The following is a 21,252-nucleotide window of genomic DNA, read 5'->3' on the forward strand; positions in this document are numbered from 1 at the left end:
TTTGACAGTGCGCTTGAAGCGCTTTAAGCCCTTCAAGACAACCTCCTTGCTCTGATTCAACGCGTTCAGGTAACCCCCCAGTCATCAAAACGACTGGGGGAGTTACTTACATTCAAGGCTTTCTGGGTTTGATTCGGGCCGTCGCTTCGGCCACCAACGGGTCATCCGGCCAGTAGTGCTTGGGGTAGCGCCCTTTCAAATCCTTCTTCACCTCGGCATAGGTACTGCGCCAGAAGTTCGCCAGGTCTTGCGTGACCTGCACCGGCCGCCGCGCCGGGGACAACAGGTGCAACTTCACGGCCAGGCGCCCGCTGGCAATGCGCGGGGTGTCGGCCAGCCCGAACAATTCCTGCAAGCGCACCGCCAGGATCGGCGGCTGTTCGCTGTAGTCCAAACGCACCGATGAGCCCGACGGCACTTTCACATGCTGTGGCGCCAGTTCGTCCAAACGTTGGGGCAGTGGCCAGGGCAGCAGGTTGTGCAGGAAGCTGGAGATATCCAGGTTGGCGAAATGGCTCAGACGCGAGACTTTGCCCAGGTAGGGCATCAGCCAGTGTTCAAGGCTGGCGAGCAACGCCTTGTCACTGAGGTCGGGCCATTCGCTGGTTTTGCCGGCGTCGAGTTGGCGCAACAACATGACCCGAGCCTGCCATTGCCGCAGTTCTGGCGTCCACGGCAGCAGTTCCAGGCCTTTGCGGCGTACCAGGTTGACCAGCGCCTGGCTGCGGGCGGATTCGTCGAGGCCAGTCAGCGGTTCGCGGCTGAGCACCAGTTCGCCGACTTTGCGTTGGCGTTCGGCGCGCAGTACGCCTTCGCGTTCGTCCCAATCGAGTTGGTCGACGTTGCGCACTTGCTCGGCCAGCACCGTGTCGAACAGCGCCGGGTCGAAATCCGCCGCCAAGTAGATACGTTCTTCACGCTGGCCCTGGCGGCTACCCAGGTCGGCGATCACCAGCCAAGCCTGTTTCATCAGGCTGTCAGCCTCCGCGAACAGCGCGGCGCGGCCGTTGGCCAGGCGGTACTCGGCACCGCCGGGGCGACGCTGCTGGGCGACGCGATCCGGGTAGGCCAGTGCCAGCAAGGCACCGAGCCAGCGCGGGTGATCGGGGTCGGCAACGGGTTGTGTGGCCTGGCCTCTTAGGTAGCCTCGGTATTGTCGCGCCAGCTGCTTGGCCCGCTGTACACCGCCTTGAGTGCCGCGTGCACGCTCTTCGCCGGACAACAGCGCCAATCGACTGTGCAAATCCGCACCGCCACCGCGCAAGATGTCGCGCTCTCCCAGCAGGGCCGCCACATCGCATGCCGTCGCCGCCAACCCAAGAGCCTGCCCGCGCAGCAGCAGATGGGCGATACGCGGATGGGCCGGCAACTCGGCCATCTTCTGCCCGTGAGCGGTGAGTTTTTCTTCATCCAACGCACCGAGGCGCCCCAGCAGATCCTGGGCCTGGGCATACGCCGCCGTCGGCGGCACATCCAGCCAGACCAACTGAGTGGGCGTGACGCCCCAGCGCGCCAGTTGCAAAGCCAGGCCGGCCAGGTCGGCGGCGAGGATTTCCGCACTGCCGTAGGCGGCCAGGCCTTCGTGTTGGTCTTCGGACCACAGGCGATAACACACGCCCGGCTCCAGGCGCCCTGCTCGACCGGCGCGCTGGGTGGCGCTGGCGCGGGAAATGCGCTGGGTATCGAGGCGGGTCATGCCGCTTCCGGGGTCGAAACGCGGCACCCGCGCCAACCCGGCGTCGATCACGACGCGCACGCCGTTGATGGTGAGGCTGGTCTCGGCAATGTTGGTCGCCAGCACGACCTTGCGTTTGCCGACGGGCGCCGGGTCGATGGCGGCGCGTTGAGCGTTGAGGTCCAGTTCGCCATGCAGCGGGCACAACACCACATCCGCGCGCTCGCCGAGGGCGTCAGCCAGTTGCTGGTTGACCCGGCGAATCTCCGCCTGCCCCGGCAGGAACACCAGCACGCTGCCGGTTTCGTCTTGCAGGGCGTCGAGAACAGTCTGCACCACACGCGGTTCGATGAATTCACCGGGTTGGTAGGGGCGGCCCCAGCGCATCTGCACCGGGAACATGCGCCCTTCGCTGCGCAGTATTGGCGCGTTGTCCAGCAGCCCGGCCAGGCGTTCGCCTTCGAGGGTGGCAGACATCAACAGGATTTTCAGCGGTTGATCATCGCGAAAGAGTTCGCGGCCGTTCAGGCTCAAGGCCAGCGCCAGGTCGGCGTCGAGGCTGCGCTCGTGAAACTCATCGAAGATCAGCAGGCCCACGCCGTCCAGCGCCGGATCGTCCTGCAGGCGGCGGGTGAGGATGCCTTCGGTGACCACTTCGATGCGCGTATTGGGGCCGACCTTGCTGTCCAGACGAATGCGATAGCCGACGGTTTCACCGACTTTTTCACCCAACTCGCTGGCCAGACGCTCGGCCGCCGCGCGGGCTGCGAGACGACGGGGTTCGAGCATCAGGATGGTCTGCCCGGCCAGCCAGAGCTCGTTCAACAAGGCCAAGGGCACGCGGGTGGTTTTACCGGCGCCGGGGGGCGCTTCCAGCACGGCTTCATGGCGATTCGCCAAGGCGTCACGCAGTGCGGGTAAAACTTCATCAATCGGCAACGAATTCATACTGGCTCCAAAGCAGAGCGGCGAGTATAACGGCGAACTGCCGGATGCCGACGCTGGTCTGAAAAACACCACCAGCTGCGCCTGGCTACGCGGTCAAAGGTGGGAGCTGGCTTGCCTGCGATACTGACAACTCGGTCTTTCAAATAAGCCGAGGGGGTGCCATCGCAGGCAAGCCAGCCCCCACATTAGAGCGGTGTTGCTCGGCAGTATTGTCATATAGTCCCGTATCAATCGTGTTCAGGAGAATGTTATGCGTATCGCTTCCCGTGTCATTGGCGGTGTCCTCGCCGTCACCCTGCTGAGCCAATTGACGGCCTGCGGTTCGATCTTCTACCCGGACCGCCGTGGCCAGATCGACGGCAAGATTGACCCGACCATTGCCGTGCTCGATGCGGTGGGCCTGCTGTTCTATGTGATCCCCGGCCTGATCGCGTTCGGCGTGGACTTCGCCACTGGCGCTATCTACTTCGAACCGGGCAAGACCGCCCAGGTCGATCCGCAAAAACTCCACGAAGCCATTGGCGCCGACGGCAAGGTCGACAACGCCAAGCTGCAAAGCATCATCCAGAAAGAAACCGGCCGCAGCCTGCCGCTGGACGACCCGCGAATGATCCAGTTCAAGGGCAGCGTACAACAGCTCGCCAGCCTGGGCCTGCAACCCGCCGCCTAAGGATTCGACCCGCCTATGACCAGCAGTCCCGAACACGCCAGGCTCTTGCGCCTGGCCACTCGCGCTTCGGTGGGTGTGGCCTGTGCGTTGATTATCACCAAGTCCATCGCCTGGTGGTTCAGCGGCTCGGTGAGCATGCTCGCCGGGTTGACCGACTCGCTGCTGGACGGCGTGACCTCACTGCTGAACCTGCTCGCGGTGCATTACGCGCTGCGCCCGGCCGATGACGATCACCGTTATGGGCATGGCAAGGCCGAGTCGCTGGCAGGCATGGCACAGGCGCTGTTTATCGGCGGCAGTGCGGTGTTGATCGCGCTCCAGGCCTACGAGCGCTTGCAACACCCGGAACCTGTGGGCGCGCCGTGGTTGAGCATTGGTGTGATCGTGTTTTCCCTGGTGCTGACAGTAGCCTTATTGATGCTGCAGCACCGGGTGATCCGTGAAACCGGCTCCAACGCCGTGCGCGCGGACTCACTGCACTACCGCTCGGACCTGATGCTCAACGGCAGCATCCTGGTGGCGCTGGTGGTGGCAGGTTTTGGCTACCATCAGGTGGACGCTTGGTTCGGCCTGGGGATTGCCGCCTACATCTTGTGGAGCGCGATCCAGATCGCCCGGGAAAGCTTCGCGGTGTTGATGGATGAGGAACTGCCGCCGGACGTCAGCCAGCACATGCTGGAACTGGCCCGCGGCGTACCGGGCGTATTGGGTGCGCATGATTTGCGCACGCGGATTTCCGGCAGCCATTGGTTTGTGCAGCTGCACCTGGAATTGCCGGGGGAATTGACGCTGTCAGTGGCCCATGGCATCAGCGACCAGGCCGCCGATGCCATTCACAAGGCTTACCCGCGTGCCGAAGTACTGGTGCACGCCGACCCGCGGGAAGTGGTCACGGGCAATAAAACCTAGTACTGCACCTGATAACCACGGCTGCTCAGGCAGTTGCCCTGGGCCTGGCGGTAGGTTTGCACCACCGCCGGGTCGGGGGCGTAGGTGACTTGCTGCGGGTCGAAGCCGCTCTGCTGAACGGCCCAGCGATAACAGTCATAACCGTCCTGTTGTACCTGCGCCGGTGACTGGCCGTTGGCCGGATACGCCACCACGTCATAGCCATTGCCTTGCGGCGCGGGCGGCGGTGCAGGCACGGCAACTGGCGGTTGCACCACCACATACTGCTGGGAGCTGCTTTCGTAGGTGTAATAGGCGCCGGCGGCGAGGAAGAACAGCGCGCCGCCCACCCACACTTCACGGGCGTAGTCCGGCAGGTAATGCACGCGGATGCCGTAAGGCGGCGTCACCACCACATAGCGCGGGCCTTGTGGACGGTACCAATAGCCGCCGGAGTAGAAGTAATCCTGGCCACGGTAAGGCACGCGGTAATTGCGGTCGGGGAAGCGGTCGATCACGTAGCCGGGGCGATGTTGCGGGCCTGGGCCCCAGCCGTTGCCATGGCCGTCGGGACGACCGGGCCAGCGGTTGTCGCCGGGACGCGAGCCCGGGCCGCCGGCTTCCCAGTGCGGGTTGCCGTCATTGCGTCGAGGGATGTCGCGGTAGTAGCCCTGGCGCGGTTCCTGGGTCTGGCGCACGGTGTCGGGGCGACTCTGGATCGGCAGGTTATTCGAGGGTTGTGGTTGTGGCTGCGGCCGCCCCTGCTCGTTACCTTGGGGGTGCCCCTGCCATTGGCCGCCACTGTTCTGGCCACCTCGATCAAAATGCTGATTCTGCGGGCGTGGCTGATTGTTTTCCGGCCGAGGCTGGTTGTTCTGTGGACGCGAGGGGTTATTCTGCGGGCGCGGCTGTTCATTCCCCCTGGCCGTCCGCCCTCCGGCCCTCTTTCGTGCTGTCCACCGCCGTCACCGCGCGGCCCGTTGTCACGCTCCTCGGCCACTGCCTGGGCGCCAACGGTGACCATCAGCAAACCTACACCTGCCATACGCCAGATGCGCTTCATGCTATTCCTCACTGCGGATTAGGGCCTGTCCATGAGACTGGAAAAGCCAGGCCCGGTTCGCGGACAGGTTATCAGCAGGCAAAAGAAAAGGGGTGACCCGTCGGCCACCCCTTGAGAATTTCGTCCTGGCTCAACGCTTTTGGCGTTGGCTCACCTCACGCCGTCTTGTGGACAGTGTGCAGCCTGGAGGCCGGCTCAACCCTGCTGGGGTGGCGGCCGCAGCGGGCCTGATTGGGCTCGCTGCAAGTGGACTGTTGTCCAGGCGGTGATTCTGTTGATAAAGATACCCGTCAACGCCCGGCAGATGATTGCGAAGATTGCGTCAATAAACAGTGCTTGCGCAATTTTTAACCCTTCATGGATAATTCGCCGCAATAGTTACGACAAAGGCTAACCCAATGAGCAAGCTTGACCGATACGACCTGAGTATTTTGGCGGAATTGCAACGTGATGCGAGGATCTCCAACCAGGAGTTGGCCGAACGCATCGGCTTGTCGCCGTCGCCGTGCTCGCGCCGGGTCAAGCAGTTGGAAGACGATGGCTACATCGCTCGCCAGGTCGCGTTACTCGACCGCAAGATGCTCGGCCTGAGCCTCACCGCCTATGTGCTGATCGGCATGGACCGCCACACCCCGGAGCGTTTCGAGAACTTTGAAGCGGCGATCCGCACCCTGCCCCAAGTGCTGGAATGCAGTTTGGTCACCGGGATGGATGCGGACTATCAGTTGAAAGTGGTGGTGCCGGACATGGATCACTACCAGAAGTTGCTGCTGGGGCATCTGACCCGCATTGAAGGTGTGACCAGTGTGCGGTCAAGCTTTGTGCTGAACCAGGTGCTTAACAGCACCGAATTGCCGCTGACGCACCTACGCACCTGATTTCAAGAACACTGTAGATCCCCTGTGGGAGCGGGCTTGCTCGCGAATGCGGTCTGTCAGTTGATGAATAGGTGACTGACCCACCGCATTCGCGAGCAAACCCGCTCTCACAGTTGGACGCACTTCGATCCAGGTCAATGTTGCGTCTGTAACGCTGCCGTATACTGCCCGCCTGCCCTGCTGGAACGCCCTAATGAACAACATCGACCCCGCCCTGTTTGAAGAATGGATGATGACCGGTCTGGTCACCCTGCTGATCATTTTCATGGGCTTTATCGTCTGGGACCTGGCGAAGAAGTCCAAAGCCGGGCGCTTTGGCTCTTTCATCCTGTTCTTCGTCTTGGGCCTGGGCGTGGCCGCGTTCATCATCAAGAGCGTGGTGATCGGCCTGATCGAGTCCGGCGCCTTATAAGCGCGCCGGCACTTCCTTCCACTGGCCTTGATCCAGGCCGTCGATCGTCCAATCGCCAATGCGCACGCGCACCAGGCGCAAGGTGGGCAACCCCACGGCGGCAGTCATGCGCCGTACCTGGCGGTTACGTCCCTCGCGAATCACCAATTCAAGCCAGTAAGTCGGTATGTTTTTGCGAAAGCGCACAGGCGGGTTGCGCGGCCATAACTGGGGCTCATCCAACTGCCGCGCTTGGGCAGGCAACGTCTTGCCGTCATTCAACTCGACACCATCGCGCAGGCGTTGCAGTTGCTCTTCCGTCGGCTCGCCTTCCACCTGAACCCAGTAGGTTTTCGCCAGCTTGTGCTTGGGGTCGGCAATGCGCGCCTGCAACTGGCCATCGTTGGTCAGCAACAACAGGCCTTCGCTGTCACGGTCCAGGCGGCCCGCCGGATAGATGCCGGGGATGGCGATGAAATCCTTGAGGGTCGCACGTCCGCCTTCGTCGCTGAACTGGGTCAGCACGTCAAAGGGTTTATTGAACAGGATCAATTTCGGCTCGGCCGGTGGCGCCTTGGCGACACGCCGCGCTGCGGAATACGGAGGTTTCACGCCGGGGCGGCGAGAATCGGGACGGGTGGGACGCGACATGGCAAAGGAACATCTAACGGTCAGGACCGACAATGCTAGTGGCCTGACCGTTAAATGACCATCCCAACCGCTTAGCGGAATGGCGGCTCGTCGAAGCTGCGCAGTTTGCGCGAGTGCAGCGAGTTGAGTTCGGTGCGCAGCAAATCCACCGCCTCGATGCCGATCTTCAAGTGCTGGCTCACCGCGCGCTCATAGAAGGCGTTGGCTGAACCTGGCAGCTTGATTTCGCTGTGCAGCGGCTTGTCCGATACGCACAGCAAAGTGCCGTATGGCACCCGCAGGCGATAACCCTGGGCGGCGATGGTGCCACTTTCCATGTCCACGGCCACGGCGCGGGACAGGTTGATCAGCGGCCGTTCCTGAGCCCAGCGCAGTTCCCAGTTGCGGTCGTCGTAGGTCAGCACGGTGCCCGTGCGCAGGCGTTTTTTCAGCTCTTCACCCTTTTCGCCGGTGACGTTGGCCGCCGCTTGCTGCAAGGCCATCTGTACTTCGGCCAGGGCCGGGATCGGGATGTTCGGCGGCACTACGCGGTCGAGAATCCCGTCGCGGCGCATGTAAGCGTGGGCCAGCACGTAATCGCCAATGGTCTGGGATTGGCGCAAGCCGCCGCAGTGGCCGATCATCAGCCAGCAATGTGGACGCAGCACAGCCAGGTGGTCGGTGATGTTCTTCGCGTTGGAAGGGCCAACGCCAATGTTCACCAGGGTCACGCCGTGGCCGTCGGCCGCCTGCAGGTGGTAGGCCGGCATCTGGTAGCGGTGCCACACCACGCCTGCGGCAATGGCGGAGGCTTCGCCGTGGTCCATGCTCTTGTCGATCACCACGTTGCCCGGCAACACCATGCGGATAAAACGCGGATCGCTGCGCAGTTGCTCCAGACCATGCAGGATGAACTGGTCGACATAACGGTGGTAGTTGGTCAGCAGGATCCACGGCTGCACATGGCGCCAGTCGCTGCCGGTGTAGTGCACCAGGCGGCGCAGGGAAAAGTCCACGCGTGCCGCATCGAACAGCGCCAGAGGGAGCGGATCGGTGTTTTCCCAGTCGTACAGGCCATCGGCGATGCCATCGGTGGCGGCCGACAGGTCGGTGCTCGGGAATACGCGAGCCAGGGTCGCCGCGGTCACGCCGGAGCCAGCCAGTTCATCGCCCTGCTCCACCACGTAGGGATACGGGATATTCTGCTGGCTGACACCGACTTCCACCGTCACGGTGAAGTCGTGCATCAGCGGCACCAGTTGCTCCAGCAGGTATTTACGGAACGCCGCAGGATGGGTGACGGTAACGCTGTAGGTCCCCGGCAGCTGAACCTTGGCATACGCCCGGGTGGTCTGTGGGACTTCGCCGTGGCAGTGGTAGGTCAGGCGCAGTTCCGGATAGCGAAACAGCGCACGTTGTTCGGCGTCGGGCTCGACGCGGTCCTTGAGGTATTGCTTGAGGGCCTGATTGAGCGCACCGGTGGCACGCTCATGCAGGGCCGCCAGCCGATCCACGGCTTCTTCGGCGGTTTGAACGACAACAAAAGCTTCGGTCACGGTAAGCATCCTGTGTTCTGACGTGCAGGCCTTTATCTTGCCCTTATCTCAGCTGGAATGCGATCAATGTGGGAGCCGGGCTTGCCCGCGAGGGCGGTGGGTCAGCTCCCACATTTGGACCGTGCTCAGTCAGAGGGATTGCGGGGTTGAGCGAGCCACAATGGCCTCCACCGCCACACCGCGCGGCAAGGTGCCATACGCCCGACCGGACGATTCGCCCAATCGACTGGCGATAAACCCATCGCTGACCGCCGCATTGCCGGCTTCCAGTAACAGCTTGGCCTGCAACGCCACTGCGATATCTTCGGTGAGTTGCCGAGCGCGGTACTGGATATCCTGGGTGTCCATGAACGCCGTTTTCAGCTGCTCGATATGCCGCGCCAGCAACCGGTCGCCATGCCCATCACCCAACTCGACAAACAGCGCTTCCAGTACGCCGGGTTCTTTCGACAATGCGCGCAGCACGTCCAGGCATTGCACGTTGCCGGAACCTTCCCACGTCGAATTCACCGGTGCCTCACGGTACAGGCGCGGCAGGATGCTGTCCTCGACATACCCGGCACCGCCCATGCACTCGGCGGCTTCGTTGATCATGGCCGGGGCACGCTTGCAGATCCAATACTTGCCCACCGCCGTCACCAGCCGGGCGAACTTGGCTTCCTGCTCATCCCCCAAATGGTCCAGCGCCCGGCCCATGCGCAGGCTCAAGGCCAGAGCGGACTCGCTTTCCAGCGCCAGGTCCGCCAACACATTTTGCATCAAGGGCTGTTCGCTGAGTACACGGCCGCCCACCGAACGATGGGCACAATGATGGCTGGCCTGGGTCAGCGCCTGGCGCATCAACGCGCTGGAGCCGACCATGCAATCGAAGCGGGTCATGGCGACCATCTCGATGATGGTCGGCACGCCACGACCTTCTTCGCCAATCATCCAGGCCAGGGCACCACGGAACTCCACCTCGCTGGAGGCGTTGGAGCAGTTGCCGAGCTTGTTTTTCAGGCGCTGGATGTAGAACTCGTTGCGCGTGTCATCCGGGCGGTGCCGGGGCAGCAGGAAACAGCTCAGGCCCTTGTCGGTTTGCGCCAGCGTCAGGAAGGCATCGCACATCGGTGCCGAGCAGAACCACTTGTGGCCCACCAGTTCATAGGCTTGCCCCGGCCCACCGGCGCCCACGGGGTAAGCGCGGGTGGTGTTGGCGCGCACGTCGGTGCCGCCCTGCTTCTCGGTCATGGCCATGCCGAGCGTGGCGCCAGCCTTGTGGGCGATGCCGACATTGCGCGGGTCGTATTGGGTAGTGAGGATTTTCGGCAGCCAGGTCTCGGCCAGGTCAGGTTGCAGGCGCAGGGCCGGTACGCAGGCGAACGTCATGGTCAGCGGGCAGCCGGTGCCGGCTTCGGCCTGGCTGTGCAGGTAGGTCATGGCGGCGCGGGCCACATGGGCGCCGGACTGCGGATGCGCCCAAGGCAGCGAAGGCAAACCGTGTTCGACGGCCGTGCGCATCAATTCGTGGTAAGCCGGGTGAAACTCCACCAGGTCGATGCGATGACCATAACGATCATGGCTGCTGAACACCGGTTTGTTTTGATTCGCCAGGAACCCGGCTTCCATCAGCGGCCCGCCGGCCAGCGCACCATAGGCATCGATGCGCGCTTGCGCCCAGCCGGCACCAAAGCGGCGCGACCATTCCTGCAGGGGCACATCGATACGGTACAGGTTGGTGCCGTCCAGGGACGGTGGCTGGTTGGTGACGTCGTGGGTTTCGGCAAACTGATGCAGGTTCATGACGGGCCTCCTGGAAAAAGGCCCATTTCGATCGAAGCTCGCTCCTGCACGGTGCCCGTCGATTGAGGCCGGTTTTTTCAGTTAAGCACTGCTACGACGCTTAAAAAAGTGGCATACCCGCCGAATACGCGGCGCTTTCACCCTCTGCCGGACACAACAACCGACGCTCCAACACCGCCTGCAAGGCCTCGAAACGCACAGGTTTGACCAGATGCTCAGAGACGCCGATGCCATGACAGCGCTCTCGCTCCGACACATTCAGCGACGTACTCAGGGCGATTACCGGCAACTCGCCGCAGCCCGGCAGTGCACGGATCTGACAGCACAACGAAAAACCCCCTTCGGGAATATCCAACAGTACGGCGTCGAAATCCCCCGCTTGCAAAGCCGCCAACGCGTTCGGGCCCGTGTCCACGGTTTTTACCCGGTAACCGAGCTTGAGCAGCATGCCGCGCACGACCAATTGGCCGACGCTGTTGTCATCCACCAACAACACCGAACACTCCTGCGGCGCGCGTTGCCGATCCGGCGCTGGCTTGGAGTCTGACGCTACCGGGCTGACTTCCAGTTCCAGCTGGAAGCGACTGCCTTTGCGCGGCTCGGAATGATGGGTGAGACGCCCGCCCAGCAACTCGATCAGTTGCCGACAGATCGCCAAGCCGATACCCAGGCCGCCATACTCGCGGGTGGTGGAACCATCCAGCTGGAAGAAACGCTGGTACAGGGTCGCCTCGTCGAGGAAAGCAAAGCCGATACCGGTGTCGGTGACGATAAAGCTCAAACGCAGACCGCCGTCACTCTGGGGCACACCCACCACACGCAGGCGCACCGAGCCTTCGTGGGTAAATTTGAAGGCGTTGTCCAGCAGGCAATCCAGGCTCTGCAGCAGTTTGTCGGCGTCACCCAGTACGCGGTCCGGCAACTCGTCCGCCACGTCGATGGAAAACGCCAGGCCTTTACTCTGGGCGTTGGCGGTGAATTGCTGGCGCAAGGTGTCGAGCGTACCGCGCAGGCTGAATACCTGGGGCTGGGCACTCAGGCGACCGGCCTGCAGCTCGGTGAGGGTGAGGATGCCGTTGACCATGCGCATCATGTCCCGCGCCGAACCGGCGGCGGTTTGATGGTATTGCGCCAGGTCCGCGTCCAGGGGCACGGTCTGCATCAGTTCGAGGGAGCCGATCACGCCGTTCATGGGCGTTCGCAGTTCGTGGGTCAGGGTGGCGAGGAATTCATCCTTGAGCCGATTACTGCGGGCCAACTGCTGGTTGAGCACTTCGAGTTTCTGGCTGGCATCGAAGAGGATCTGCGCCTGTTGCTCGCGCATGGAATTGATGCGGTCGGCCAGAGCCAGGGACAGCAACGCCACTTCAATCGCCGAGCCGATCTGGCTGGCGTACATGGTCAGGAATACGTTGGGCAAGTAACCCAGCACCATCAACGTATTCACCACCCCGCCCAACAGAAACGCCGACCAGGCGATGATGAAATAGCGCGCCACCCGCTGCCCGCAGTACCAGGCCTTAATGGCGGCGACGAAGATGGTCACGGTAAACACCAGCGCCAAGCCGGTAGCCAGGCGCAGCGCCAGGGCGTAGCTGGTCATCAATGACAACAGCATCACCACACCGCCACAGGCCACCAGCGCCAGCAGCAGCCGGTTGATCCAGCGACTGTGCTGGGCCGTGTGCAAAAAGCTGCGCGCAAACAGGCTGCCAAACAGCGCCGCCGAGCCAATCAGAAACGGCGTCGCGGCATTCGCCCACCAGGGGTTGTTCGGCCAGAAATACTCCACCGCCGCGCCGTTGACCGACAGCTGATACATGCCAAACGAGGCGATATAGAAGATGTAATAGAGGTAGCTGGTGTCGCGCACGCTGAGGTAGATGAACAAGTTGTAGACCAGCATCCCCAGCAACACGCCATAGATCAGGCCCAGCACATACAGGCGCAGCGGCTGTTGCTCCAGGTAGGCGGTGCTGGACCAGAGCGTCAACGGCGCCTGGATCGAGCCTTCGCTTTGCAGGCGCAGGTAGACGGTCTTGGCCTCGCCCGGCGCGAAGTCGACCTTGAACAGGTAGTTGTTCTGGCGGATCTCACGCGCGGAAAACGGCAGCGCATCGCCCGTGCGCCCCGCCAGGCGATAGGTGCCGCTGCTGTCCGGCAAGTACAGGTCAAGATGGTCGAGCGGCGGGTAGGCCAGCTCCAGCAACCAGGTACGCTGCGCTTCGGCCTGAGTCGGCAGGTAGTGCAAATTGACCTTGAGCCAGAACACCGAGCGCGAGTAGCCGGCATTCAGGGTGTCTTTATCGTGGGGTTTGAACTGCGGGGTGGCGGAAGGCGCACTGACGTCCGCGATGGTGAGGGCATCGGTCGGGTCTTCGAGCACTTGAATGGCTCGGCCCAACGGCAGGCTTCGCGTGTTCTGGTTGAACTCGATGGCGTTGGCGAACAGCGGCAGCCCGCTCAACAAAAAAATCAGCAAATAGCGCATAGAGCCCCAGCGTGGCCTGTCCGGTCATGTCAAAAAAGCCCCCCATTCCTTTTGAGAAGACGTACACCGGCAATACAGTCAGTAGTTTGGATCCACTCTAGCATAGCTGCCAAAGGCCACTAGACACCATTGAGATAATTTTTTGAAAGGCTCTAGATCGATGCTTTCAGCGATTTTTGTCGTCTAAAAAACCGCCAAAAAAGCGTCACTGCAGTGACAAAATTCAGCCATCGCCAGACGGCCCCGCCAAAAGCGTTTGGTGGTAAGCTCGCGCACCATGAATATCTACAGCTCTCGTCCCGTTGTCCTCTGTCTCTCCGGCCATGACCCCAGTGGTGGCGCCGGCTTGCAGGCAGATATCGAAGCCCTGCTCGCCCAGGGTTGCCATGCGGCTCCGACCGTTACCGCCTTGACCGTGCAAAACACCGTCAACGTCAGTGATTTCCGCGTGCTCGACCGCGAGTGGGTACTGGCCCAGGCGAATGCTGTACTCGGCGACTCCGAGGTGGCGGCGGTCAAACTGGGCATGCTCGGTTCCACCGCGATGGTCGACACCGTGGTCGAACTGCTGCAGGCGCATCCGCACCTGCCCGTGGTGTGCGACCCGGTGCTGCGCGCCGGCGGCGGCGGCAGCCTGGGCAAGGACGACGTCGGTTATGCGATGCGCGAGCGGTTGCTGCCGCTGTCGCTGATCGCCACGCCCAACCTGCCGGAAGCGCGCATCCTTGCGGAGCTGCCTGAAGGCACGGCGGACGAATGCGCCGAGAAGCTGCTGCCGTACATCAAGCACCTGCTGATCACCGGCGGCCATGGCGACGAGCACGAAGTGCACAACCGCCTCTACAGCCGCGATGGCACGCGCCAGACCTTTACCTGCCAGCGCCTGCCCGGCAGCTATCACGGTTCGGGCTGTACGTTGGCCAGCGCGTTGTCCGGTCGGATTGCCCAGGGCGAAGGCTTGGTCAGCGCCGTGCAATCGGCCCTCAACTACACTTGGCGCACCCTGCGTGATGCCGAACAACTTGGCCAGGGCCAGTTTGTACCACGCCGGTTGCCGCTGGATTTCTGCTCGTAAGACTAAGAGGCCTGCCCGATGAAACTACGTGGCCTTTACGCCATTACCGACAGCCAACTGCTGGCCGGGAAATTCCTCGCCTACGTCGAAGCCGCGTTGGACGGTGGCGTGACCCTGCTGCAGTACCGCGACAAAAGCAGCGACGAAGCCCGGCGCCTGCGTGAAGCGGAAAAGCTGCGGGAGCTGTGCTCGCGCTATAAGACCCAACTGATCATCAACGACGACGCTGAACTGGCCGCGCGCCTCGGCGTCGGCGTGCACCTGGGCCAGACCGACGGCCCGCTGACCCCGGCCCGGGCCCTGCTCGGCTCCAAGGCGATCATCGGTTCCACCTGCCACAACCAGATCGAACTGGCCGAGCAGGCGGCCAAGGAAGGCGCCAGTTATGTCGCCTTCGGCCGCTTCTTCAATTCCAACACCAAGCCTGGCGCGCCTGCCGCGACCGTGGAGATGCTGGCCCAGGCCCGCACACGTTTGCAGCTGCCAATCTGCGTGATCGGTGGCATCACCCTGGAGAACGCCGAGCCCTTGGTGGCCCATGGCGCCGACCTGCTGGCGGTGGTGCACGGCCTGTTTGGCGCCGACAGCACCCAGGAAGTCACGCGCCGCGCCCGTGCGTTCAACGCCCTTCTTAAGATTTGATTTCAGAGAGCCCGATCATGTCCCGTTCCGAAACGCTGTTTGCCAATGCCCAGAAACACATCCCCGGCGGTGTGAACTCCCCCGTGCGTGCGTTCAAGAGCGTGGGCGGCACGCCGCTGTTCTTCAAGCACGCCGAAGGCGCCTACGTCACCGACGAAGATGACAAACGCTATGTGGACTATGTCGGTTCCTGGGGCCCGATGATCCTCGGCCACAGCCACCCGGACGTGCTGGACGCGGTGCGCAAGCAGCTGGAACACGGCCTGTCCTACGGCGCGCCGACCGCCATGGAAACCGAGATGGCCGACCTGGTCTGCTCGATCGTACCGTCGATGGAAATGGTGCGTATGGTCAGTTCCGGCACCGAAGCCACCATGAGCGCGATCCGCCTGGCCCGTGGTTTCACCGGCCGCGACAGCATCATCAAGTTTGAAGGCTGCTACCACGGTCACTCCGACAGCCTGCTGGTGAAAGCCGGTTCCGGCCTGCTGACCCAAGGCGTGCCAAGCTCCGCCGGTGTGCCGGCGGCATTCGCCAAACACACGCTGACCCTGCCGTTCAACGACATCGCCGCCGTCGAGCAGATGCTCAATGAAGTGGGCAAGGACGTGGCGTGCATCATCGTCGAGCCGGTGGCCGGCAACATGAACTGCGTACCACCGGCACCAGGCTTTCTCGAAGGCCTGCGCGCGCAGTGCGACAAACACGGCGTGGTGCTGATTTTCGACGAAGTGATGACCGGTTTCCGCGTCGCGCTCGGCGGGGCCCAGGCTCACTATGGTGTCACGCCGGACCTGAGCACTTTTGGCAAGATCATCGGCGGCGGCATGCCGGTGGGCTGCTTCGGCGGCAAGCGCGAAATCATGCAACACATCGCGCCGTTGGGCCCGGTGTACCAGGCGGGCACTTTGTCGGGTAACCCGCTGGCCATGGCCGCCGGCCTGACCACCCTGCGCCTGATCAGCCGCCCGGGCTTCCACGCCGAGCTGACCGACTACACCACGCGCCTGCTGGACGGCCTGCAACAGCGCGCCGATGCCGCCGGCATCCCCTTTGTTACCACCCAGGCGGGCGGGATGTTCGGCCTGTATTTCAGCGGTGCCGACGATATCGTGACGTTTGATGACGTAATGGGCAGCGACGCCGATTTGTTCAAGCGTTTCTTCCACTTGATGCTGGAAGGCGGTGTGTACCTGGCGCCAAGCGCTTTCGAAGCCGGCTTCACCTCGATCGCCCATGGCGAAGCCGAGCTGAAATTGACCCTCGATGCCGCCGAGCGCGCCTTTGCTGCACTGAAATAATTGGCCGAAAAAATCAGGCACCGCGCAAACGGTGTCTGATTTGCTACTTTGCTTACAGAGATTTCCGCGTTTTTTAGAGAAATCACCTGCAATCCGGCAGATAACTTGCCCAAGCAGCAGAAAAACGAGTAAAGACTTTGTAAGCAGAGGCCTGCTTATTTCATAATGCGCGCTTATTGGATCCCCCGAGGATCCGCGCGCCCCGTCAGAGGTAAGTCGATTCCCATGAAACGCACCGGCCGCACCCTGGTTCTGGGCTGCCTGTTGCTCCTTCAGCCGCTGCTGGCGCATGCACAAGCAGGCGGCAACTCGTTGTTAATCCCAGCGATGGGTCGTTGCACCCTCAATACCCAGCCAGACAGCCAGGCCGAAGCCTTGAGCGCGTGCCAGAAACAGGCCGATGGCGGGGATGCGCAGGCGCAATACGAGTTGGGCGAGTACTTCCACGACAGTAAAAACCCGGCCCGCGACCTCAACAAGGCGTTGAGCTACTTCGAGAAAGCCTCGTTGCAAGGTCACGCCCAGGCGCAATTCGAGCTGGGCAACATGTTCTTCAAAGGCGAAGGCGTGCCGGCCAATAACGTGCAGGCGTACATCGTGCTGAAAATGGCCGCGGTCAACGGCGCCGAAGACGCGCTGGACACGGCCGACGAAGTCGCCGAGCACATGCAGCGCGATGAACTGGAAGTCGCCACCCAGGTGTTGGGCCAGATTTTCCGCAATTACCTGCAGGAATTGCAGAGTGCCGATGGGCGCTCGCCCTTTTCACCCCTGCCCTGAGTCTTTGGTGCTTTTTAGGGCCTCTTCGCGAGCAAGCCCGCTCCCACATTTGACTGCATTCCAAAGCTGGAACTCATCACGTGTGGGAGCGGGCTTGCTCGCGAATAGGGTCGACGCGGTCTAAAGCCCTACTTCTCAGGCATCGGCATCGGAAACGGCATGACATTGCTGGTGCCCCGCGCCTCGCTGATCTTCGGCGTACCCAGGCGCTCGACTTCATCGATGCGCACGATCGAATGCATCGGCACAAAACTGCGCACCACGCCTTCAAATTGAGCCTTGAGCTTCTCTTCGCCCGGATCGACGACCAACTGGGTGCGCTCGCCAAAGACGAACTCTTCCACTTCCAGGAAGCCCCACAGATCACTTTGATAGATCTGCTTGGCGTACATTTCGAACACCTGGCCCTGGTTGAGGAAAATCACCTTATAGATTGGAGCTTCACGTTTGGTCATGGTGGGCGAACAACACATCGGGGATATAAAAGAGGGCGCGAACTATAGCATGGCACCCGATGCACAACGCTAGGAACCAATGGGCATGCCCCCTATAATGCGCGGTTCTTTACCACCAGTTGACGATTCCCATGGCCAAGAAGCTTTATATCGAAACCCACGGTTGCCAGATGAACGAGTACGACAGCTCGCGCATGGTCGATCTGCTGGGCGAACACCAGGCCCTGGAAGTCACCGCCCGCGCCGAAGATGCCGACGTGATCCTGCTCAATACCTGCTCGATCCGCGAGCGGGCCCAGGACCGTGTTTACTCGCAGCTGGGCCGCTGGCGTGAATTGAAACTCGCCAACCCGGACATGGTGATCGCCGTCGGCGGTTGCGTGGCCAGCCAGGAAGGCGCAGCGATCCGCGACCGCGCGCCCTATGTCGATGTGGTCTTCGGCCCGCAGACCCTGCACCGCCTGCCGGAAATGATCGACGCCGCACGCTTCACCAAGCTGCCGCAGGTCGACGTGTCATTCCCTGAAATCGAAAAATTCGACCACTTGCCCGAGCCGCGCATCGATGGGCCAAGCGCCTACGTATCGGTCATGGAAGGTTGCAGCAAGTACTGCACCTTCTGTGTGGTGCCCTACACCCGTGGCGAAGAAGTCAGTCGGCCATTTGACGACGTGCTGTCGGAAATCATCCACCTGGCCGAAAACGGCGTGCGTGAAGTGACCTTGCTGGGCCAGAACGTCAATGGCTACCGCGGTTTGACCCACGACGGTCGCCTGGCCGACCTGGCGGAATTGATCCGCGTGGTCGCCGCCGTGGACGGTATCGAACGCATCCGCTACACCACCTCGCACCCGCTGGAGTTCTCCGACAGCCTGATCCAGGCCCACGCCGAAGTGCCGGAACTGGTCAAGCACCTGCATCTGCCGGTGCAATCGGGCTCGGACCGCATCCTCTCGGCCATGAAGCGCAACCACACGGCCCTGGAATACAAATCCAAGCTGCGCAAATTGCGCGCCGCCGTACCGGGCATCTGCATCAGTTCGGACTTTATCGTCGGCTTCCCGGGCGAAACCGAGAAAGATTTCCAGCAGACCATGAAGCTGATTGAAGACGTCGGTTTCGACTTTTCCTACTCGTTTGTGTACAGCCAGCGCCCGGGCACCCCGGCGGCGGACCTGCTGGACGAAACCCCGGAGGCGTTGAAAAAGGAGCGGTTGAACGCACTGCAACATCGCCTCAACCAACAGGGTTTCGAAATTAGCCGACAAATGGTCGGCTCGACCCAGCGCATCCTGGTCACCGATTACTCGAAGAAAGACCCGGGTGAGTTGCAGGGGCGCACCGAGAACAACCGCATCGTCAACTTCCGCTGCGACAACCCGACCCTGATCGGCCAATTTGCCGATGTGCACATCGATGCAGCGCAGCCACACTCGTTGCGCGGCTCGCTGATCAACTGATCTCGCGGACCGGATGAAGATCAAAATGTGGGAGCTGGCTTGCCTGCGATAGCGATGTATCAGTGCCCTATGTGCCAACTGACCCACCGCTATCGCAGGCAAGCCAGCTCCCACAGGAGTTCTTCATGGTTATCGAGAGTGGGGCCAGGCTATTTAAGTGCTTTCGCACACCGGCGCCTGGCGTTATTCTCTCTTTCACCTCAACAGCCAAAGGGCGGCTAAAAGCGACCTTGAACGCACCCATAGCAGAACCCCATCGTTTTATCCTCGAGCCATTTGAGGCTCGCCGTTTCGCCAATCTGTGCGGACAGTTCGACGAGCACCTGCGCCTGATCGAACAACGCCTGAGCATCGAGATCCGCAACCGCGGCAATCAGTTCGAGCTCATTGGTGAACCCCAACACACCACGTCTGCAGAAAACCTGCTGCGCCGTCTCTACCGCGAAACCAAGGGCAGTGAGCTGTCGCCGGAAACGGTGCACCTGTACCTGCAGGAATCGGCGGTTGAAGACCTGGCCAACAACCCTGTGGCCGAAGCCAGCGTGGCCCTGCGTACCAAAAAAGGCATGATTCGCCCCCGCGGCTTGAATCAGCAGAAGTACGTCAAGGAAATCCTCGGCAACGACATCAATTTCGGCATCGGCCCTGCCGGTACCGGCAAGACCTACCTGGCCGTGGCCTGCGCGGTCGACGCGTTGGAGCGTGAGCAAGTGCGCCGCATCCTGCTGGTGCGCCCAGCGGTCGAGGCCGGCGAAAAGCTCGGTTTCCTGCCCGGTGACCTGGCCCAGAAGATCGACCCGTACCTGCGCCCGCTCTATGACGCGCTGTACGAGATGCTCGGCTTCGAATACGTGGCCAAGCTGATCGAACGCCAGGTGATCGAGATCGCCCCGCTGGCCTACATGCGCGGTCGTACCTTGAACAACAGTTTCATCATCCTCGATGAAAGCCAGAACACCACTGTCGAGCAAATGAAGATGTTCCTCACCCGGATCGGCTTCGGCTCCACTGCGGTGATCACCGGCGACATCACCCAGGTCGACCTGCCCAAGGGCACCAAGTCGGGCCTGGGCCAGGTGATCGAGGTGCTCAAGGACGTGCCGGGCATCAGCTTCACGCACTTCATGCCCAAGGATGTGGTGCGCCACCCGCTGGTGCAGCGCATTGTCGAGGCCTACGAGCGCTTCGAACACCGCGACGATGGTTTGTCCAAGGATGTTCGCCGCGATGCTTGAGCTTGACCTGCAGCTGGCCACCGACGCGCCCGCCCCCAGCGAAGCACAGTTCCGCCAATGGTGCGCCCTGGCCCTGCGCCAGCGCACCGCCGACTCGGAACTGACCATTCGCCTGGTGGACGAGCCCGAGGGCCGCGAACTGAATCACACCTGGCGCCAGAAGGATTACGCGACCAACGTGCTGTCCTTCCCCGCCGACGTGCCGGATGAACTGCTGGATATCCCGTTGCTGGGCGATCTGGTCATCTGTGTCGCCGTGGTGGAGCGCGAGGCAAAAGAACAAGGCAAGGAACTAGAAGCCCATTGGGCCCATCTAGTCATCCACGGCTGCTTGCATCTCTTGGGTTACGACCATATAGACGATGACGAAGCCGAGGAAATGGAAACACTGGAACAAACGTTGCTTGCAGAATTGGGTCATCCGGACCCGTATGCCGACGACGAAGTTTAAAAACACTCAACTGTAACAATAAAGGATTCAGAGTAATCGCTATGAGCGAAGACCGATCGAGCAACGGGCAGAAGTCATGGCTGGGTAAACTGACCCAGGCTTTTGCCCACGAGCCGAAAAACCGCCAGGAGCTGCTTGAGCTGCTGCGCGAGGCCCATCAGAACAAGTTGCTGGACAGCGAAGCGCTGGCCATCGTCGAAGGCGCCATCCAGGTGGCTGACCTGCAAGTACGCGACATCATGGTCCCGCGCTCGCAGGTGATCAGCATCAAGGCGACCCAGACCCCTCGGGAATTCCTCCCGGCCGTGATCGACTCGGCGCACTCGCGCTACCCGGTGATCGGTGAAAGCCATGACGACGTCATGGGCGTCCTGTTGGCCAAGGACCTGCTGCCGCTGATCCTCAAGGAGAACGGCGACAGCTTCAACATCAAGGACCTGCTGCGTCCGGCCACCTTCGTGCCCGAATCCAAGCGCCTGAATGTGTTGCTGCGCGAATTCCGCGCCAACCACAATCACATGGCAATCGTGATCGACGAATACGGCGGCGTAGCCGGCCTGGTGACGATTGAAGACGTGCTGGAACAGATCGTCGGCGACATCGAGGACGAGCACGACGTTGAAGAAGACAGCTACATCAAGCCACTGCCCAGCGGTGACTTCCTGATCAAGGCGCTGACGCCGATCGAGAACTTCAATGAGTTCTTCGACAGCGAATTCTCCGATGACGAGTTCGATACCGTGGGCGGGTTGGTGATGAGTGCGTTCGGGCATCTGCCCAAGCGTAACGAAACCACCGAGATCGGCGCGTATCGCTTCCGCATCCTGAACGCCGATAGTCGTCGAATCCACTTGATCCGCCTGACCCCTATTGCCCGCTAA

General features: G+C 61.8%; 18 protein-coding genes and 1 pseudogene. 12 read left to right on the forward strand and 7 right to left on the reverse strand.

From position 1 onward, the window contains the following. Window positions 1-112 precede the first annotated feature (112 nt). Entirely contained in the window at window positions 113-2,623 is a 2,511-nt protein-coding gene (hrpB, locus tag AB4N92_RS08485) for an ATP-dependent helicase HrpB (protein WP_236266955.1), read from the reverse strand. A gap of 250 nt (window positions 2,624-2,873) precedes the next feature. On the opposite strand from hrpB, the gene AB4N92_RS08490 reads away from it, so the two are divergent. Beyond that, the gene (locus tag AB4N92_RS08490) at window positions 2,874-3,293 is read left to right on the forward strand and encodes a hypothetical protein (RefSeq protein ID WP_010206751.1); all 420 of its coding nucleotides are present in this window, start codon (window positions 2,874-2,876) and stop codon (window positions 3,291-3,293) included. Between the two features lie 15 nt (window positions 3,294-3,308). Then, a complete protein-coding gene (locus AB4N92_RS08495; RefSeq protein ID WP_010206752.1) occupies window positions 3,309-4,202 on the forward strand; it encodes a cation diffusion facilitator family transporter in 894 nt (297 codons plus the stop codon). Here the strand turns inward: AB4N92_RS08495 and AB4N92_RS08500 are convergent. Further along, window positions 4,199-5,244, reverse strand: a pseudogene (locus AB4N92_RS08500) (DUF6515 family protein). The gene AB4N92_RS08495 and the pseudogene AB4N92_RS08500 overlap by 4 nt on opposite strands. 398 nt (window positions 5,245-5,642) lie before the next feature. Between AB4N92_RS08500 and AB4N92_RS08505 the strand changes: the two are divergent. Both AB4N92_RS08505 and AB4N92_RS08510 read left to right on the forward strand, forming a co-directional pair. Next, the gene (locus tag AB4N92_RS08505; RefSeq protein WP_003194418.1) at window positions 5,643-6,122 is read left to right on the forward strand and encodes an Lrp/AsnC family transcriptional regulator; all 480 of its coding nucleotides are present in this window, start codon (window positions 5,643-5,645) and stop codon (window positions 6,120-6,122) included. 202 nt (window positions 6,123-6,324) lie between these two features. Further along, window positions 6,325-6,534: a DUF2788 domain-containing protein gene (locus AB4N92_RS08510; protein WP_025858220.1), complete on the forward strand. Its 210-nt coding sequence runs from the start codon at window positions 6,325-6,327 to the stop codon at window positions 6,532-6,534. Here the strand turns inward: AB4N92_RS08510 and AB4N92_RS08515 are convergent. The 4 genes from AB4N92_RS08515 to AB4N92_RS08530 all read right to left on the reverse strand — a co-directional run bounded on the left by AB4N92_RS08515 (window position 6,529) and on the right by AB4N92_RS08530 (window position 12,972). Further along, window positions 6,529-7,164, reverse strand: coding sequence for a pseudouridine synthase (locus AB4N92_RS08515; protein ID WP_044287935.1), 636 nt, complete (start codon window positions 7,162-7,164; stop codon window positions 6,529-6,531). The genes AB4N92_RS08510 and AB4N92_RS08515 overlap by 6 nt on opposite strands. A gap of 71 nt (window positions 7,165-7,235) precedes the next feature. Then, window positions 7,236-8,708, reverse strand: a complete 1,473-nt coding sequence (gene amn / locus AB4N92_RS08520) for an AMP nucleosidase (protein ID WP_162098509.1) — start codon at window positions 8,706-8,708, stop codon at window positions 7,236-7,238. A 120-nt stretch (window positions 8,709-8,828) separates the two neighbouring features. After that, on the reverse strand, window positions 8,829-10,481 hold the full coding sequence (locus tag AB4N92_RS08525; protein ID WP_236266954.1) for an acyl-CoA dehydrogenase family protein: 1,653 nt from the start codon (window positions 10,479-10,481) through the stop codon (window positions 8,829-8,831). A 100-nt stretch (window positions 10,482-10,581) separates the two neighbouring features. Then, window positions 10,582-12,972 (reverse strand): hybrid sensor histidine kinase/response regulator, encoded by a 2,391-nt coding sequence (locus tag AB4N92_RS08530; RefSeq protein WP_044287936.1) that lies wholly within the window; start codon window positions 12,970-12,972, stop codon window positions 10,582-10,584. Between the two features lie 277 nt (window positions 12,973-13,249). Here AB4N92_RS08530 and AB4N92_RS08535 point away from each other — a divergent pair, with 277 nt between their 5' ends. The 4 genes from AB4N92_RS08535 to AB4N92_RS08550 all read left to right on the forward strand — a co-directional run bounded on the left by AB4N92_RS08535 (window position 13,250) and on the right by AB4N92_RS08550 (window position 16,770). Beyond that, a complete protein-coding gene (locus AB4N92_RS08535; protein WP_021492965.1) occupies window positions 13,250-14,047 on the forward strand; it encodes a hydroxymethylpyrimidine/phosphomethylpyrimidine kinase in 798 nt (265 codons plus the stop codon). A gap of 18 nt (window positions 14,048-14,065) precedes the next feature. After that, window positions 14,066-14,689, forward strand: a complete 624-nt coding sequence (thiE, locus tag AB4N92_RS08540) for a thiamine phosphate synthase (RefSeq protein WP_460129822.1) — start codon at window positions 14,066-14,068, stop codon at window positions 14,687-14,689. Between the two features lie 17 nt (window positions 14,690-14,706). After that, entirely contained in the window at window positions 14,707-15,990 is a 1,284-nt protein-coding gene (gene hemL, locus AB4N92_RS08545; protein ID WP_010206765.1) for a glutamate-1-semialdehyde 2,1-aminomutase, read from the forward strand. A gap of 225 nt (window positions 15,991-16,215) precedes the next feature. Further along, complete coding sequence (locus tag AB4N92_RS08550; protein WP_010206766.1) at window positions 16,216-16,770, forward strand: tetratricopeptide repeat protein; 555 nt, start codon at window positions 16,216-16,218, stop codon at window positions 16,768-16,770. 128 nt (window positions 16,771-16,898) lie between these two features. Here the strand turns inward: AB4N92_RS08550 and AB4N92_RS08555 are convergent, their stop codons facing one another. Then, the gene (locus AB4N92_RS08555) at window positions 16,899-17,225 is read right to left on the reverse strand and encodes a DUF1820 family protein (protein ID WP_003194436.1); all 327 of its coding nucleotides are present in this window, start codon (window positions 17,223-17,225) and stop codon (window positions 16,899-16,901) included. 131 nt (window positions 17,226-17,356) lie between these two features. On the opposite strand from AB4N92_RS08555, the gene miaB reads away from it, so the two are divergent. The 4 genes from miaB to AB4N92_RS08575 all read left to right on the forward strand — a co-directional run bounded on the left by miaB (window position 17,357) and on the right by AB4N92_RS08575 (window position 21,252). Continuing rightward, complete coding sequence (gene miaB / locus AB4N92_RS08560) at window positions 17,357-18,685, forward strand: tRNA (N6-isopentenyl adenosine(37)-C2)-methylthiotransferase MiaB (protein ID WP_021492966.1); 1,329 nt, start codon at window positions 17,357-17,359, stop codon at window positions 18,683-18,685. 230 nt (window positions 18,686-18,915) lie between these two features. Then, window positions 18,916-19,920 carry a PhoH family protein gene (locus AB4N92_RS08565; RefSeq protein ID WP_010206770.1) on the forward strand — a complete coding sequence of 335 codons (1,005 nt, stop codon included), beginning with the start codon at window positions 18,916-18,918 and terminating at the stop codon, window positions 19,918-19,920. Further along, the gene (gene ybeY / locus AB4N92_RS08570; RefSeq protein WP_010206771.1) at window positions 19,913-20,371 is read left to right on the forward strand and encodes an rRNA maturation RNase YbeY; all 459 of its coding nucleotides are present in this window, start codon (window positions 19,913-19,915) and stop codon (window positions 20,369-20,371) included. Before AB4N92_RS08565 ends, ybeY begins: the two co-directional genes overlap by 8 nt. Before the next feature lie 41 nt (window positions 20,372-20,412). Further along, window positions 20,413-21,252: an HlyC/CorC family transporter gene (locus AB4N92_RS08575; protein WP_460129828.1), complete on the forward strand. Its 840-nt coding sequence runs from the start codon at window positions 20,413-20,415 to the stop codon at window positions 21,250-21,252.

It is taken from the genome of Pseudomonas sp. S3_A09, from assembly GCF_054668065.1.